Below are 17297 nucleotides of genomic sequence, written 5' to 3'. Positions count from 1 at the left end.
AACGTTTTTTTGTTGATAAAAATCGAAAGACATGTTCTATTCAAAGAGAGGACGTGAAATTCCTAAAAAAAGGCGGAGACACTCAATGAGAGGTGATCGTCATGGATAAGTATTGGAAAATTCTGGAACAATTAGATAAAAAAGATTTCCTGAAAAAATATGGGAAATTGGCAATAGGAGGGCTAGTGAGTATCCTTGTCGTAGTGTTTATTTTGGGAGGACGAGGGCATTCTCAAGAGCCTTCTTCTCCTGAAGAAGCTTTGGAAGCTCCTTTAGAAAGTCAATCGACAAGTGAAAAAAGTCCTGACAAAGAGAATACTCAGGAAGAAATTTATATTGATATTAAAGGTGCTGTTCATCAACCAGGGGTCTATCGCATGACTGCTCAAGAACGAGTGATGGATGCCTTGAATAAAGCAGGCGGACTGTTAGAAGAAGCAGAGGATCGGGGAGTGAATTTGTCTCAGAAATTGACCGATCAAATGGTCATCTATGTCCCTAAAAAAGGAGAAGAAGTCCCTGACTTTTTGAGAGGCAATTTAGGAGAAAGAACAGGTGGAGTAGCTGGGAAGGAGAGTACTTCTCAAATTAACATTAATACAGCGGATGCGAAACAGCTTCAAAATATTTCAGGGATAGGCCCTAAAAAGGCTAATGATATTATTCAATATCGCGAGCAGAATGGAAGATTTAAATCTGTGGATGAACTAACGAAAGTCGGCGGTATTGGCAAGAAAACTTTAGAGAAAATTCGTTCTCAGATTAAGGTGTAACAGATGAAACGAGTTCTTATATGGGTAACGATTGGGTATATTTTAGAGATCCTTTTAATTTTTCATGGGAGTACGTGGGAAGTCGGTGTTTTGGTTTATTATGTGTGGTTATTAGAACAAAAGGCGGATAAGAAATTTTTAAAGAAAGTGCTGATCTATGATGCCCTTCTGCTGGCTTTTCTTATGGGCTATTATTGGCGGTTAGGGAGTCATTTTCAAGAAGGCAGAGGGACTTTTATTCTGGAAGTTCCCATCCATGAAGTGAAAGTAAAAGGAGATTTATTACAATTCATGGGGCGAGAAGTAAAAAGTGGAGAATGGCTAGTGAGTTTTTATCGCTTACCTCAATTAGAAGTGAAAGAAAGTTGGCTAAATAGAGGGCAATCTTTGCTTATAAAAGTCACTGGCGAATTAAAGGTCCCCAATGCTGCAAATAATCTGGGAGGATTTAATTATCGTCAATTTTTAGAAAGAGAAGAGATTTATTGGCCCCTATCGGTGGATCACCTTCAAATTTTAGGAAACATGAGAGGGCCACTGGCGGTGTTGTCTAATGTAAGGAAGGCCATTTATTGTTCTTTAGAAGGTATGGGAGAACCTATTATTGGCAATTATGTGAAGGCTCTATTTTTTAATGAACGGTCTGGAATAGACAAGGAAGTCATGCAGTCCTATCAAGCCATTGGAATTATTCATCTTTTTAGTTTATCAGGTTTTCATGTGAATTATTTACTCAAACTTTTGAAAAAGACACTTTTGAGAATAGGTGTATTGAGAGAATATTATGATTGGGTGGCCCTAGGGGTATTAGGAATTTATGGAACAATTTTGGGATGGCCTTACGGTATGTTTCGAGCGGTGGGGGTATATGTGTTGGTATTTATTCAACGCCGACGAAAAAAACGCCCCCATCTGTTAGAAAGTACATGTGGGGTAATGCTAGCCCATTTACTTTTCAAACCTCAAGCCCTTTTTTCTTTAAGCTTTCAATTGACGTATGCTTTATCTTTGGGTTTATTTTTTATTAGTCAGGCCAGAGATCAATGGAAAAGCTGGCAGTTAACTTTAGGAAATGCTTTAACTTGTACTTTGATCACGCTACCCTTTTTGATTCAGACTTATGCTTCGTTTAATCTTTTGATGGTGTTTGCTAATTATTTTTATGCTTGGCTATTTACGGTTATTCTATTTCCTTGTTTACTGTTGTTAGCTTTTGGATATTGGCTGGGATTAGGTTGGATGTTGAGCCCTTTAAGAGGATTGGTTGCTTTAGGTATTCAAACAACAGAAGCTATCAGTCAGGAAATGATCACTTGGGAGATTTTTCATGTCATCATTGGATATCTTCCAGGAATTTTAGTACTGGTGTTAGTGTTAGGAATAGGCCAATGGATCGATAGCTTTATCTTAAGAAAAAATTGTCGAAGGACGAGTCTTTTACTATTAGGCCTTTTGGGAGCTCTTTATGCTTGGCCAAGTCTTCGCCCGATTGGTCAGGTCGCTATGTTGAACGTGGGACAAGGGGATTGTTTAATGTTTCAAGCGCCTTATTCGAGTCGAGCTTACTTGATCGATGCTTGTGGTCTCCCTTCTTTTCCTAAAGAAGCGTGGCAAGAGCGTCCGATAGAGTCTTTAGCTAGTCGGGAAATTACGCCTACTTTAAGGAGACAAGGGATTCGATCATTGGCGGGAATTTTTTTAACGCATGGCGATATAGACCATTATGGCTCTATTCCAGAATTATTAAAGGTGTGGTCGGTAGATAATTTGTATTTGCCTATAGGAATGAAAGAAAATACGAAAGTGTTAAGGATCTTAAAGGAAGGATTAAAAGCAAGTAAAAATCCTAAAATTCAGGTGCATTGGTTAGGGAAGGGACAACAATTGATTTTGGATAAAGGGCAAAAGGTTGAAGTCTTAATGCCAGATCATATTGGTCAAGGGAAAAATGAAGACTCACTAGCACTTTATGCACATTTAGGTCAAAAAACCTATCTTTTTACGGGAGATATTGGTGGAGAAGCTGAAAGAAAAATGGTCGATAATCTTCGTCGAAAAAAGGTCGATGTCTTGAAGGTGGCGCATCATGGTTCAGATTATTCTAGTCCTAAAGACTTACTAGAGCGTATTCATCCCAAAGTCGCTTGGATTTCAGTAGGAAGGAAAAATACTTACGGTCATCCTTCTAAACGGGTGATTAAAAACTTAAAAGATTTGAAAGTGATGGTTTATCGAGCAGATCAAGACGGTGGAACCCATTATTTTTATTCCTTTTTGGGAGGATATTTTCAATGTGCTAGGGAGAATGATCAGTGACAAAGTCTCTGTTATTCGGTAGAATAACAGAGAATATAAGGAGGTAGCTATGAGCTTTCAACAAGTCATCGGAGCGCTTAAGTCTCGAAAAGTAGATCCTGTGTATGTAATGGTGGGCCAGGAAAAATATTTACAGAAAGAATTTGAAAAGCATCTAATAGAGGCAGTTATTGGCTCTAAAGAAGAAGTCAACGATTTTAACTGGGTAAAAATAGACTTGGAAGAATGGACTTTAGAAGATGCCATGGTAGAAGCGAATACCGTTTCCTTCTTTTCAGAACCTAAAGTCATCTGGATAAAGAACCCAGCTTTTTTGTCGAGTGAACGAGGGAAAAGAGAAGAGAATGGACAAGTTCTCCTAGACTATGTCCATTCGCCTGCAGAAGGTGTCGTTGTCGTTTTTGATTGCGACTTTGAAAAATTAGATGGTCGAAAGAAACTAGTCAAAGACTTGAAAAAGGTAGCGACTCTGGTAGATGTAGGGGTAGCGGACGAACGAACAGTGACGACCTATGTTAAGGATTATGTCCGTCAAGCCGGATATGCTATGGATCGACAAGTTTTGCAGGTTTTCTTGGAAAGAATTAATTATGAACTTTCCAAAGCCATGAATGAGCTTGACAAAATTTTCCTGTTTGTGGGAGAGACAGACAAAATTACTAAGCATGATGTGGAAACCGTTGTGGTGCCATCTTTAGATAATAATATTTTCCATTTAACGGATTTTGTGATGACGAAGCGATTAGATAAGGCGTTAGCTTTGTATCGGACATTGGTTTTAGAGAAGCAACAGCCGATTGCTATTCTTGCTTTACTATTATCTAATTTTCGCTTGTATAGCCAAATCGTGCTTTTGAATCAAGCCGGGTATGATCAAGGTGCAATAGCACAGACACTGAGTGTGCATCCTTATCGAATAAAAATGGGTGCAAAACAAGTCGCTCGTTATGCTTCTCAAGAGATTCTTTTAGCTTATGAAAAATTAGTGGATTTGGATTATTCGATCAAGAGTGGACAGGTAGAAGCGAACTTAGGCATTGAATATTTTATTTTACGGTTTTCCAAAAAGGTTTAGGAGTGAGGGCTTCCCTCACTTCTTTTTTCAGGATAAATAAGTTGGCCTTTCCAGAGGAAAATCACCAATTTTGTTTGTGTTGAATTTGCAGGGAGGAACTCCCATAATAAAGACAATTTAAATAGAGGAGAAGGTATATCTTTATGCAAACGTTTCTTAAGCGAAAAAATATAGAAATTTCTTTTCAAAGATATGGGATTGAAGCCCTAGCTGCTATGGCTCAGGGACTATTCTGTTCTTTGTTGATAGGAACCATTATTAATACGATAGGGAGTCTAACCGGACTTGGCTTTTTGGTGGACACTTTAGCGACCATTAATGGCAAGGCTTATACTTTAGGCGACTTAGCTATGGCCATGAGTGGTCCTGCCATGGCGGTAGCGATTGGATATGCTTTGAAATGCCCTCCCTTGGTTTTATTTTCTTTAGTGACTGCTGGATTTGCCTCCAATGCTTTAGGTGGAGCTGGTGGCCCTTTAGCGGTTGGTTCTTTTTGTAGTTATATTAACAGCTGAAGTAGGGAAAATGGTATCTGGAGAAACGAAAGTAGATATCTTGATGCCCCCTTTGGTTACTATTGTGCTAGGTATTTTACTTTCTTGGTGGATAGCTCCTCCTATTGGAAAAGCGGCTATGACTTTTGGAAAGTTGATTATGTGGGCGACTGAACAACAACCTTTTATTATGGGAATCTTAGTATCGGTAGTGGTAGAAATTGCATTAACACTTCCTATTTCTTCAGCCGCTATTTGTGCTGCATTGGGTTTAACCGGACTTGCAGGTGGGGCAGCTGTTGCTAGATGCTGTGCTCAAATGGTAGGTTTTGCGGTGATGTCTTTTAAAGAAAATAAATGGGGCGGTTTAGTCTCTCAAGGAATTGGGACATCGATGCTTCAAATGCCTAATATCGTTAAAAATCCGCGTGTATGGCTTCCACCCATTATAACGTCAGCTCTGACAGGCCCTTTGGCTACTTGTGTCTTCAAGTTAGAAATTAATGGCCCTGCCATTAATTCAGGGATGGGCACCTGTGGTTTATGTGGGCAAATTGAAGTGATTCAAGGCTGGGTAAATGAAGTGGCTTCAGGCGCCAAAATTGGAATTACTTTTATGGATGGTTTGGGATTAATTTTAATTTCTTTCATTTTACCTGCGATTCTTTCGCCCTTGTTTAGACGCTTATTGGAACGGATAGGCTGGATCAAAGAAGGAGATCTGACTTTAGGTTAAGGAATATAGAAGAATAACCTCTAAAATAAAAGCCAATTCAAAAATTGGAGAATTCGATTTTTGAATCGGCTTTTAAGATAAGAAAAAAGGAACTAACGAAAATTTTTCGTTAGTTCCTTTTTTTCAAAAAAATTGAAATTAAGCATTTAATTTTTTAGCCATACGAGCTGTTGTACGACTTGCTTTGTTTGCGTGAATTAAGTGCTTGTTAGCTGCTTGAGCTACTAATTTTTGTGCGCGTGTGAATAATTCTTGGGTGTTATCAGCACCTTCTTCTACGGCTTGGTTAAAAGCCTTAATTGCGGTACGCATTTCGCTAATTTTAGCGGTGTTTTGAGCGGTATTCTTTTCATTTTGACGAACACGTTTAATAGCTGACTTAATATTTGCCACAGAGTCCACCTCTTTCTTTTCGAACTTTTTTCAAGTGAACAGGTCACTAACAAAACTATTATACAGAATTTAAGGAAGTGATGCAAGAAGAAAAGATGAAACTCTTAAAAAATACGGCAGCAATGAGACAGAGAAAATAGAAAAGCGGAAGTATCGTTTTTCATGAATATCCATGCTAAACTAAGAGCAAAGGAGGCAGAGGCGTGAAAGATCAATTTGAATTAGTGGCTCCCTATCAACCGAACGGCGACCAACCCGAAGCGATCCAAGCATTGGTTCGGGGCGTCGAAAAGGGAGATAAGGAGCAAGTCCTTTTAGGGGGAACAGGAACAGGAAAGACTTTTACCATGGCAAATGTGATTGAGAAAACCAATCGCCCTACTTTGGTATTGGCACATAATAAAACTTTAGCGGGCCAGCTTTATTCTGAGCTCAAAGAGTTTTTCCCGAATAATGCGGTGGAATATTTTGTATCTTATTATGATTATTATCAGCCGGAAGCCTACGTTCCTTCGAGCGACTCTTACATTGAAAAGAGTGCTTCTGTGAATAATGAGATTGATAAGTTACGACATTCTGCGACATCATCGATTTTAGAGCGAAGAGACACCATCATTGTGGCTTCTGTGTCTTGTATTTACGGCTTGGTAGATCCAGAAGAATATCGCAATCATGTCCTATCTATTCGGCAAGGTCAAGAAATAGATCGGGATGATTTGATGCGGCAGCTAATTGATATGCAATATGAAAGAAATGATATTGATTTTCGACGGGGAACCTTTCGAGTGAGGGGAGATATTGTTGAGATTTTCTTACCTTCCAGAGAAGGGGAAGCTGTTCGAGTGGAATTCTTTGGAGATGAAATTGATCGTATTCGTGAAGTGGATGTAATGACAGGAGAAGTGAAAAATGATGTAAAACATTTCCCCATTTATCCTGCCACTCACTTTGTGGTGGATTATGATAAGATTCATCGCGCCGTAGAAACAATTGAAGAAGAATTAGATATTCAATTGAAACGCTTCAAGGAAGAAGGCAAGTTACTTGAGGCCCAGCGTTTAGAACAGCGAACCCGTTATGATATCGAAATGCTTTTAGAGATGGGATACTGCAATGGAATTGAAAATTATTCCCGACACATGGATGGGAGAAAACCAGGGCAACCTCCCTATACTTTATTGGATTTTTTCCCTGAGGATTATCTGTTAATTGTGGATGAATCTCATATGACTATGCCTCAAGTTCGGGGAATGTATAATGGCGATAAGGCAAGAAAGGAACAGCTGGTAGAGTACGGTTTTCGTTTGCCAAGTGCTTTAGACAATCGCCCCCTGAAGTTAGAAGAATTTGAAAAGCGGGTGAACCAAGCCATCTATGTGTCTGCTACTCCAGGAGATTATGAGATTCAAAAGGCGAATGGTGAAATTGTTGAACAGATTATTCGCCCAACAGGCTTATTAGATCCTCAAGTAGAAGTTCGTCCGATTCAGGGACAAATTGATGACTTAATCAGCGAAATTAATGAAAGAATAGAAAAGAAGGAACGGGTCTTTGTCACTACTTTAACGAAGAAAATGGCAGAAGATTTGACAGATTATCTAGAAGATGTTGGCATTAAAGTTAAGTACCTTCATAGTGATATCAAAACTTTAGAGAGAACAGAAATTATTCGAGATCTTCGTTTAGGGGTATTTGATGTCTTGGTAGGGATTAACTTACTAAGAGAAGGGATTGATGTCCCAGAAGTTTCTTTAGTGGTTATTTTAGATGCTGATAAAGAAGGCTTCTTGCGTAATGAACGGTCTCTCATTCAAACCGTTGGACGGGCTGCTCGAAATGCTCATGGACATGTGATTATGTATGCAGATGAAATGACGGACTCTATGAAGGCTGCAATCACTGAAACGGAGCGGCGCCGGAAAATTCAAAAAGCATATAATCAAGCTCATGGGATTATTCCAAAAACCATTCAAAAGGGTATTCGAGAATCTATCCATATTACGTCTAAGCCTCAGGAAGAAAGAACAGAATCTTTGGCAGACACGATTCGTGCTTTGAATCGCACGGACAAAGAAGAAGCCTTGCATCATGTCGAACAAGAAATGCAAGCGGCAGCCAAAGTTCTAGACTTTGAAAAGGCCGCAGAACTTCGAGATATTCTTTTAGAATTGAAAGCAGAATACGCTATCAAATGATAGGAAGAATATGAGAAGAAGCAGGACGTAGAAAAGTTTGATAATTTTATAAAAAACAGAGATAGATTCTTGCAAACTTGTCTGTTTGTTCGTATAATGATAGTTGTGCAATAGCACATAGACCTCCTTCTTGGCTTAGTGAGTCACCGACGATAGGCTCAGAAGAAGGCGACTAAAAGAAAGAAAGGTGAATGTTACATGTCATTAACAAAATCTGAAAAAGATGCAATCATTGCAAAATATGCAGCGCATGAAGGAGATACAGGTTCTGCTGAAGTTCAAATTGCTTTATTAACAGCAGATATTAACCACCTCAACGACCATGCCAAAACACATAAGAAAGACCATGCTTCTTACCGTGGTTTAATGAAGAAAATCGGTCATCGTCGTAACTTATTAGCTTATTTACGTAAAAAAGATGTTACACGTTACCGTAACCTTATCCAAAGCTTAGGTTTACGTCGTTAATGATTAGCGTAAAGCGAGATTCTTATTGAATCTCGCTTTTTCTCAAGTAAGGGGAAATTATTACTAAATCATCCCGCTTTTTGTACTTACTAATCAAAGCTATGAGGCTTGCTTAGGGAAGCTTTATATCCTTGTTTAGTAGGGCAAGCGGGTAGAATGGAGACAAGATGTCAGAAAAACAGGTATTTAAAATGAACTGGGCAGGACGTCCGCTTCAAGTAGAGATTGGCCAATTAGCCAAGCAAGCCACGTCTGCCGTTTTGGTAAGATATGGAGATACAGTAGTTTTAACAGCGATGGTCGCTGCTAAAGAACCAAAGGAAGATCAAGACTTCTTCCCTCTTCAAGTGAATTATGAAGAAAAATTATACGCTGCAGGTAAGATCCCTGGAGGTTTTGTTAAACGGGAGGGTCGTCCAACAGAACATGCGACCTTGACTGCACGTTTAATTGATCGACCTATTCGTCCGATGTTCAAGGAAGGTTATAAGAACGAAATTCAAATTATTAACACCGTGTTATCTGTAGATAACGATTGTAGTCCAGAAATGGCAGCAATGTTAGGGTCTTCTTTGGCTATAACGATTTCTGAAGTGCCTTTCGATGGGCCAATTGCTGGGGTTAATGTAGGACGCGTTCATGGTGATTTTGTGATTAATCCGACTTTAGAACAACAAAAGGAATCCGATTTAGAGTTAACCGTTGCAGGGACGAAAACCGCTATTAACATGGTAGAATCCTCTGCCCAAGAACTCAGTGAAGAAGAAATGTTGGAAGCTCTATTATTTGGGCATGCCACCATTAAAGAATTATGCTATTTCCAAGAGGAAGTTCGCCAAGCCATCGGTAAAGAAAAAGCAGATTTTCAACCAGAAGTTCTTCCTGAAGACTTAGAAGAAGATATTTATGCACGCTATCATCAAAAAATGGTAGATGCCATTCAAATCTTTGATAAGTTAGAACGAGAAGAAGGAGTACAAGCTGTCAAAGATGAAATGATTGCTTTCTATGAAGAACAGTTTGCTGAGGATGAAGACCTTGAATCCAAAACTCGTCAGGTGGCAGCGGCAGCAGATAAGTTAGAATATGAAGAAGTCCGTCGCTTGATTACAGAAGAAAAGGTACGTCCAGATGGGCGAAAAATTGATGAAATTCGTCCACTTTCTTCTGAAGTTGGCCTTTTACCACGGACACATGGGTCCGCTTTATTTACCCGTGGGCAAACCCAAGCTTTGTCGATTTGTACTTTGGCCCCTCTTTCTGAATATCAACCTTTAGATGGGTTATCTCCAGAAAAGGAACGTTACTTCTTGCATCATTATAATTTCCCTCAATATTCTGTTGGGGCTAATGGACGGTATGGGTCACCAGGTCGCCGTGAAATTGGACACGGGGAATTAGGACACAGAGCTTTACAACGTGTGCTTCCAAGTCAAGAAGACTTTCCTTACACCATTCGCTTAGTAGCGGAAGTTTTGGAATCAAATGGTTCTTCTTCTCAAGCCTCAATTTGTGCGGGAACGTTAGCTTTAATGGATGCGGGTGTTCCTATCAAAGCGCCTGTAGCGGGGATTGCAATGGGCTTGATTATGGATGAAAAAGATAATCAGAAATATACAATTTTAACGGATATTCAAGGCTTAGAGGACCACTTAGGAGATATGGACTTCAAAGTGGCCGGAACTCGCCAAGGAATTACAGCTTTACAAATGGATATTAAGATTAAGGGAATTACAGAGACTATCTTGCGAGAATCTTTGGCTCAAGCCAAAACGGCACGGTTACAAATTCTAGATCATCTAACAACCGCTTTAGAAGCTCCAAGAGACCATCTCAGCCCTTATGCGCCTAAGATTGAAATGATTACTATTGATCCGAAGAAGATTGGAGAAGTCATTGGAAAAGGCGGAGAAACCATTGATAAGATCATCGAAGAAACTGGAGTTAAGATTGATATTGATGATGATGGACGTGTAAGTATCGCTAGTGAAGATGAAGCGATGATTAAACGTGCTATCGCTATTATCGAAGAGATTACTTTTGAGGTAGAAGTTGGTCAAGTTTTTACAGGGAAAGTGACCCGAATTGAAAAATTTGGAGCATTTGTCCAAATTACGAGCCACCAAAGTGGGATGGTTCATATTTCTGAATTGCAAAATCAACGTACCAATAAAGTAGAAGATGTTGTCAGTTTGGGAGATGAAGTCAAAGTTAAAGTCATTGAAGTAGATAATCGTGGGCGAATTAATTTATCCATGAAAGCCCTTGAAGAAAATAATCAATAGACCCTAAGAAAAAGCTGGCTTGAATGTCGAGGAGAAGACAATTCAAGTCAGCTTTTTGTAGTTGAGGGAACTTTTTTATCCTTACATATCCCCACTATTGCTTACTTGGAAGTGATCAAATTTATAAAAGTTATAGCTAGGTTGGAAGAGTTCAAGGATTTTTTCATCGGCATGGTCAAAGTCTACGGTATCCACAAGAGAGGCTTGAACAATTTTTCGAGTGTGGACAGGCTGTACGGGCTTTGAACAGGTCATCATCGTTAAAATGGGATGATCCCAATTTGTTTCGACAAGGTCTACACGGGTTTCAGGCACGGTTTCGTTAAAATCAACTTTAAATGTGTAAATATTTTGAAGATCTGTGACATAGACTAAGTCACCAATTTTAGCTTCGGTAACAATAGGACTCAGTAAGACGCCTTTTTTAAAATAGTCGATATTATGGGAAGTCACGGGATAATTCCCTTCGCCTAAGGTTTGCTCGTCGGGATAGAAGGCAGCGATGCCGTAATGCATATTTTCTTCTGTAAGACCTTCAACCAAGGGACCGTAAATATGCGCATTAGGGTAAACCAAAGCTCCTTTAATATCTAAATCAGGATTTAATCCTTGAACATTTTGGCGCGCAGTTTGGGCAGCGGGAGAAGGCCCTTCCTGACTTATTGCTGGTGTTTGGAATGGGGAAGATGGATTCGTAAAGAATAAGATCCCTACAAGAACGCCTCCCAATAAAATAATTAAGCCGATAAGGTATTTTAGAAATTTTTTCACTGTAGTTACTCCGTTCGTTTTCCTTATTATACTCTGAATGGTAAAAGAATACTCTGAATGGTAAAAGAAAACTTGTGACAATTTTTAAATTTTTCTTGGAAGGCTAGTTAGAAAAAAAGGATCAGTATTTGTTAAAGTGATAATAGTTTGGTAGAATGAGAATAGCTTTTTATGGGATAAGGAGAGAAAAATATGACTAAAAAATATAACGTAGCGATTGTTGGTGCTACAGGAGCTGTCGGAGAACAATTGCGGTATTTATTAGCTTATTCTAAGATTCCTTATGATCAAGTACGATTACTCGCGTCCAAACGTTCAGCTGGTCAAGAGCTAAAAGTTGGAGCCAAGATGTATAAGGTAGAAGAGTTAACGAAAGACTCTTTTAAAAATATTGATATTGCCTTTTTTAGTGCGGGTGGAGAGCGCTCTTTAGAATTTGCCCCTATTGCTGTGAAAGCTGGGGCTATTGTAGTAGACAATACGAGTGCTTTTCGTATGGATGAAAATACGCCTCTTGTGGTTCCAGAAGTTAATCCGGAAGCCTTAGACAGCCATAAAGGTTTAATTGCTAATCCTAACTGTTCCACTATTCAAATGGTAATGGCTTTACAACCTATTTATGAGGCATTTGGTTTAAAACGGGTGATTGTTTCCACTTATCAGGCTGTATCAGGTGCGGGTGCTCGGGCTGTTGAAGAAATGAAAAATCAGTTTCGCTGCCTTCTGAATGAAGAACCCATAGAAGTTCCTCACATTTTACCTACTGGTGGAGATAAAAAGCATTATCAGATGGCTTTCAATGTATTGGCCCAAATTGATAAATTCCAAGATAATCATTATACGTTTGAAGAAATGAAAATGACCAATGAAACGAAAAAAATCATGGGTTTACCGAACCTTCCTGTTTCAGCGACATGTGTACGAGTTCCAGTTATAAAAGGTCATTCAGAATCCGTCTATATTGAAGTCGAAAAAGAAGACGTGACGATTGAAGCCATTCAAAAGGTACTTGCACAAGCACCAAATGTGCTTGTGCAAGATGATATTTTAGAACAAATTTACCCACAACCTATTCAAGCAGTTAATCGAAAAGAAACTTTTGTTGGAAGAATTCGAAAAGATCTAGATGTTAAGACAGGCTTTCATTTGTGGGTAGTGTCAGATAATTTGTGGAAAGGCGCTGCTTATAATTCAATAGAAATTGCAGAAGCTATGATTCAGCGCGGATTGATTTAAAACAAATAAGTAGAGGGAGAGAAGCCTTTCAAACAAATTTTCTAAAAAAAGAAAATAGAAAGAGGAGAAGTGAATGAGTGGAATAAATATTATTCCATTAGGCGGGGTACGTGAAGACGGAAAAAATATGTACCTTGTGGAAGTGAATAATAAAATTTTTATATTAGATTGTGGATTAATTTTCCCACCTGATGAAATGTTAGGAATTGATATTATGATTCCTGATTTTACTTATGTCATTGAGCATAAAGATCAAGTGGCAGGGGTATTTTTAACTCACGGTCATGCGGATGCAATCGGGGCTTTGCCGTATTTATTGAGAGAAGTCAACGTTCCCGTTTTTGGAACAGAATTAACGATTGAATTGGCTAAAATTACATGTAGACAACGGGGAGTAAAGAATTTTAAAGATTTTTATGTGATTGATGATTCCAATGAAATTGATTTTAAAGAAGCAGTTGTCAAGTTCTTTAATACCACTCATACCGTCCCTGAATCTATAGGAATTGCCATTCAAACGAAACAAGGAAGCATTGTCTATACGGGAGACTTTAAGTTTGATATGACCGTTGGAAATGGTTATCAAACGAATTTTAACCGAATGAATGAAATTGCTTCTAATGAAGTGATTGCTTTACTAGCAGATTCTCAACATGCAGATTCTTATTTTGAAAATTCTTCAGAAGCTTCTTTGGAACAAGCTATTTTAAAAGAAGTGGGTAAAGCAGAAGGTAGAGTAGTTATTGCGACAGTAGATAGTAATATTTTACGGATACAACAAGTTTTCAATGTTGCTCAGAAGTTACATCGGAATGTTTACCTATCAGGTGATCAAGTGGAACAAATCATTGATGTAGCCATTCGCTTAAATAAATTGACTCTTCCATCCAAAGATTTGATTCAACCTTTAGATAAATTAGATAAAGCAGAAGATCATCGTGTAATTATTCTAGAAACAGGCGGGCACGGTAAGATTTTGAAGACCTTGCAAGAAATGTCCAGAGGCAATCATAAACGTGTAACGATCCAAAAAGGAGATAAAGTATTAATTACTTCTAGTCCGTCTGTAGGATTGGAAACTTTAATGGCGGATACTAAAGATGATATTTATCGAGCAGGAGGCCATGCTGTAGAAGTTTTATCTGCTTATAAATCAAGTGGACACGCTTCTCCAAAAGATTTAGAAATTCTTATGGGACTCTTTAAACCCAAATATATTGTTCCAGTATCTGGTGAATACCGCTTAATGGATGCTCACCGAAAATTAGCTAAAAAAACGGGCTATCAAGACAGCGAAATTTTCTTGTTAAATCGTGGAGATGTTCTAACCTATAAAAAAGGGCAAATGAGTTTAGGCGCTTCAGTTCCTGCTCAGAATGTTTTAGTGGATGGTTCAGGTGTAGGGGATATTGGGAATATCGTTCTAAGAGATCGGAGAATCTTATCAGAAGATGGGATCTTTGTGGTGGTATTAACTATTTCTCGGAACGAAGGAAAGATTCTTTCCCAAGTAGAAATTATTTCACGAGGCTTTGTCTATGTGAAAGAAAATAAGGAACTTTTCAACGCAAGCAAGGCTTTAGTCGTCGAAACGGTGGAGAAAGCTCTAGAAGATTCGAAAAACTTCGAATGGAGTGAAGTGAAGTCTTCAATTAGGGAGGTCGTTGCTAAGTATCTCTTTAAAGAAACTAAACGACGGCCAATGGTCCTCCCAGTCATTATGGAAGCTTCTCATCGCAGAGGAAGGAGAAATTTCAAAAAAGGAACGAAAGAATTAGAAGCCACCAAAGCGTCAAAGAATACTAAAAATCAAAAAGGAAGAAAGGGATAGCCTATGAAAGTATCACAAAGAGTCATCGTTTTAGTAGAAGGCTTGTTTTACGTGGCATTGGCTTACTTTATTCAATCTGCTTTTCCAGATGTGCTCAGTCCCTGGCATATTGCAGTAAGGATAGGTTATACGCTTTTGATCTATTATTCTTTTCGACGTGGCGCTTTGGCTGGTGTGTCGATGGGAATAGTCTTAGGGACTTTATCTTGTTTAGGATTGAACCAGCCTGGTGTTCAGATCCCTCAATTAGTAGGAATAGTCATCGCTTCTGGATTGCTTGGAATGGCTGGTTTATTTGCTAGAAATTTACAGCGGACACTCTATAACCACAAAATGGGGTCTGCTTATTTAAATCTTGTGACAGGAACCATTATTTCTTGGATGGCTTACTTTATGTGTCGGTTTGTCATAAACACATTTTTCGTTCACCAAACAGAGATAAGAACTTACGGCGTGTGGCAAGAAAATTTAACGAGCTTTTTTGCGAATACGGTGATTTCATTACTGATCTTGATTGTGATGATGAATATTTCATCTAAGAATTTTATTCCTAAATCAACGCCGTATATTTCAAGACGTGAGCGGTCCCGCTTATTAAATGATGATTAATAATTGAAGAGACTGCCCTGTAAGTGAGAGAACTTGGAGGGCTTTCTTTTTAGGTAAATTTGGCTGAGATAAAGGGTGAAAAGAGGCGCTTTATGTTAGAAGGAATAAGGGAAAATGGAGTCACTCTATTTATCTTAGGAATTTTCTTAATTAATACGGCTTCTGCTATTTATACTGTATTTCGTCAAGAACGACCAGTTGCGACCATTTGGGCTTGGCTATTGGTTTTGATTTTGTTGCCAGTACTCGGTTTTGTTATTTATTTCTTTCTAGGCCGAAAGATTTCGGATGAAGAAATCTTTCAACTGAATGAGAAAGAAGCTGTGGGAATGACGACTCTTGTCAATCGAAATAGGGATCAAAAGGGCAAGCAGCCTTTTATTAAAAACTATCCCAAAGATATTCAAGAGATGATGATCCTTTTGTATCGAAGTAATTTTTCTTTGTTAACGATGCACAATGAAGTCAAAATTTTGACAGATGGACAAGAAAAGTTGGCAGAGTTATTAAAAGATATTGAATCTGCTACGCATCATATTCATATGCAATACTATATTTTTTCGCCGGATGAAATGGGGAAACCGCTTTTGAAGGCGCTTGAAAAGAAGGCAAAAGAGGGTGTAGAAGTTCGCTTGCTCTATGATTCTTTAGGCAGTCGCCGATTAACTGTCAAAGATTTGCAATCTCTGCGTGAGGCTGGGGGACAAATTGCGAGTTTTTTTGGACATTCTAAATGGATTCAAAATTTCCGCGTGAATTTTAGAAACCATAGAAAGATTGTAGTTATAGATGGTCGAGTGGGCTATATTGGAGGGTTCAATATTGCTAAAGACTATCTCGGCTTAGGCTCTTTAGGTGAATGGCGAGATACGCACCTTCGTTTAGTAGGAGAAGCTGTTCAAGCCTTACAGAGCCGATTTATTGTAGATTGGTCTGCTTCTACGGACGTGGATACCCGAAATCTATCGGAAGTATTAGAAACTGCTAAAGTTTATTTCCCTCAAATTTATGGCAAAGAAGAAGTCCCTATTCAAATTGTGTCGAGTGGACCAGAAGATGAATTTGACCAGATTAAAATGGGATTTTTAAAAATGATCTCCATTGCAAGAAAACGAATCTATATTCAAACGCCTTATTTTATTTTGGATTCAGCAGTTTATGAAGCCCTTCAAGTGGCTGCTTTGTCTGGGATTGAAGTGCACATTATGGTACCCTCTCAACCGGATCATCCTTTTGTTTATCGAGCAACGGAATATTATTTGAAAGAAATGCTAGAGTATGGAGCCATGGTTTATCGTTATGATAAAGGTTTTTTACATTCTAAAGTTGTGACGATTGATGACTCGATAGCAAGTGTTGGAACTGCCAATTTTGATATTCGGAGTTTCCGATTGAATTTTGAAGTAAATGCATTTATCTATCATCCGAAAAAGGTAGCTGCTTTAAATGCAGCCTTTGAAGCGGATATGAAGGAATGTACACGTTTAGGTCTCTCTTATTTCGAACAACAATCCACTTGGAAAAAGTTTAAACAGAAGTTTTCTCGGTTACTTTCTCCTATTCTTTAAGAAGAAAAAAAGCACATAATCTTTCTTATTTTTGAAAGATTATGTGCTTTAAAGCTGATAAAGATATTAGAAATAATATTTCTGTTTTAATATTATTCAGTAAGATCCTGTGGAGAAAGGATGGAGATTAAAGAATTAAGAGGAATGAGATAGTTAATTTGACTATTTAAGTCTTCAAAAAGAAACATATCTTTAGCGTGAGAAATTGAAATTACTCGCCCAAAAAGAGTATCTTTGGTATACATATTGCCCATGTTTCGCTTCACTTGGATGTAGATAGGGTGTTGGGTTTGCACGAGACTGTGTAGGCGGAAGAGTTTAGGAGACTCTGAATTTATAGAGCGAATTTTTTGAAAGGGTGAATGGATTGAAATAGGATTTTGCATAAAAAGACCTCCTTATTAAGATTTTAGAACACTTGTTCTGTTTGTTAAATTTATTATACCGAACAGGCGTTTGATAGTCAAGAAAAGAAACATGTGTTCTAAAAAGAGGTGAGCAGAGGCAATCAAGGGCCAAAGAGAATAAAGTTTGAAAAGCTTTTGAA

General features: G+C 38.4%; 15 protein-coding genes. 12 read left to right on the top strand and 3 right to left on the bottom strand.

Annotated elements, in window-relative coordinates; genetic code table 11:
- Window positions 1–101: 101 nt before the first annotated feature.
- The 5 genes from AWM71_RS01700 to AWM71_RS08410 all read left to right on the top strand — a co-directional run bounded on the left by AWM71_RS01700 (window position 102) and on the right by AWM71_RS08410 (window position 5394).
- Window positions 102–773: a helix-hairpin-helix domain-containing protein gene (locus tag AWM71_RS01700; protein WP_236701136.1), complete on the top strand. Its 672-nt coding sequence runs from the start codon at window positions 102–104 to the stop codon at window positions 771–773.
- 3 nt (window positions 774–776) lie between these two features.
- Window positions 777–3089 carry a DNA internalization-related competence protein ComEC/Rec2 gene (locus AWM71_RS01695; RefSeq protein WP_060776369.1) on the top strand — a complete coding sequence of 771 codons (2313 nt, stop codon included), beginning with the start codon at window positions 777–779 and terminating at the stop codon, window positions 3087–3089.
- A 49-nt stretch (window positions 3090–3138) separates the two neighbouring features.
- Window positions 3139–4164 (top strand): DNA polymerase III subunit delta, encoded by a 1026-nt coding sequence (gene holA / locus AWM71_RS01690; RefSeq protein WP_060776368.1) that lies wholly within the window; start codon window positions 3139–3141, stop codon window positions 4162–4164.
- 143 nt (window positions 4165–4307) lie between these two features.
- Window positions 4308–4679 carry a PTS sugar transporter subunit IIC gene (locus tag AWM71_RS08415; RefSeq protein ID WP_236701135.1) on the top strand — a complete coding sequence of 124 codons (372 nt, stop codon included), beginning with the start codon at window positions 4308–4310 and terminating at the stop codon, window positions 4677–4679.
- 10 nt (window positions 4680–4689) lie between these two features.
- Entirely contained in the window at window positions 4690–5394 is a 705-nt protein-coding gene (locus AWM71_RS08410; protein ID WP_236701134.1) for a PTS sugar transporter subunit IIC, read from the top strand.
- Window positions 5395–5532: 138 nt separating this feature from the next.
- On the opposite strand, the gene rpsT is transcribed toward AWM71_RS08410, so the two are convergent.
- Window positions 5533–5787 carry a 30S ribosomal protein S20 gene (rpsT, locus tag AWM71_RS01680; protein WP_060776367.1) on the bottom strand — a complete coding sequence of 85 codons (255 nt, stop codon included), beginning with the start codon at window positions 5785–5787 and terminating at the stop codon, window positions 5533–5535.
- Window positions 5788–5990: 203 nt separating this feature from the next.
- Between rpsT and uvrB the strand changes: the two genes are divergently transcribed.
- The 3 genes from uvrB (at window position 5991) to pnp (ending at window position 10735) form a co-directional block, all read left to right on the top strand.
- On the top strand, window positions 5991–7982 hold the full coding sequence (uvrB, locus tag AWM71_RS01675; protein WP_060776366.1) for an excinuclease ABC subunit UvrB: 1992 nt from the start codon (window positions 5991–5993) through the stop codon (window positions 7980–7982).
- 198 nt (window positions 7983–8180) lie between these two features.
- Window positions 8181–8450 carry a 30S ribosomal protein S15 gene (rpsO, locus tag AWM71_RS01670; RefSeq protein ID WP_060776365.1) on the top strand — a complete coding sequence of 90 codons (270 nt, stop codon included), beginning with the start codon at window positions 8181–8183 and terminating at the stop codon, window positions 8448–8450.
- Window positions 8451–8617: 167 nt separating this feature from the next.
- A complete protein-coding gene (gene pnp, locus AWM71_RS01665; RefSeq protein ID WP_060776364.1) occupies window positions 8618–10735 on the top strand; it encodes a polyribonucleotide nucleotidyltransferase in 2118 nt (705 codons plus the stop codon).
- Window positions 10736–10816: 81 nt separating this feature from the next.
- Here the strand turns inward: pnp and AWM71_RS01660 are convergent, their stop codons facing one another.
- Window positions 10817–11506, bottom strand: coding sequence for a class A sortase (locus AWM71_RS01660; RefSeq protein ID WP_060776363.1), 690 nt, complete (start codon window positions 11504–11506; stop codon window positions 10817–10819).
- Window positions 11507–11698: 192 nt separating this feature from the next.
- On the opposite strand from AWM71_RS01660, the gene AWM71_RS01655 reads away from it, so the two are divergent.
- From AWM71_RS01655 to cls, 4 genes are all read left to right on the top strand, one after another.
- Window positions 11699–12742, top strand: a complete 1044-nt coding sequence (locus tag AWM71_RS01655; RefSeq protein WP_060776362.1) for an aspartate-semialdehyde dehydrogenase — start codon at window positions 11699–11701, stop codon at window positions 12740–12742.
- A 73-nt stretch (window positions 12743–12815) separates the two neighbouring features.
- Entirely contained in the window at window positions 12816–14573 is a 1758-nt protein-coding gene (locus tag AWM71_RS01650) for a ribonuclease J (protein ID WP_060776361.1), read from the top strand.
- Window positions 14574–14576: 3 nt separating this feature from the next.
- Window positions 14577–15182, top strand: coding sequence for an energy-coupled thiamine transporter ThiT (locus AWM71_RS01645; RefSeq protein ID WP_060776360.1), 606 nt, complete (start codon window positions 14577–14579; stop codon window positions 15180–15182).
- A gap of 92 nt (window positions 15183–15274) precedes the next feature.
- On the top strand, window positions 15275–16750 hold the full coding sequence (gene cls, locus AWM71_RS01640) for a cardiolipin synthase (protein ID WP_060776359.1): 1476 nt from the start codon (window positions 15275–15277) through the stop codon (window positions 16748–16750).
- A 92-nt stretch (window positions 16751–16842) separates the two neighbouring features.
- Here the strand turns inward: cls and AWM71_RS01635 are convergent, their stop codons facing one another.
- Window positions 16843–17136: a hypothetical protein gene (locus AWM71_RS01635; RefSeq protein ID WP_060776358.1), complete on the bottom strand. Its 294-nt coding sequence runs from the start codon at window positions 17134–17136 to the stop codon at window positions 16843–16845.
- Window positions 17137–17297: the final 161 nt, after the last annotated feature.

Source organism: Aerococcus christensenii, assembly GCF_001543105.1.
GTDB classification, from domain to species: Bacteria; Bacillota; Bacilli; order Lactobacillales; family Aerococcaceae; genus Aerococcus; species Aerococcus christensenii.
This window is presented reverse-complemented; position numbering and strand designations above follow the sequence as displayed.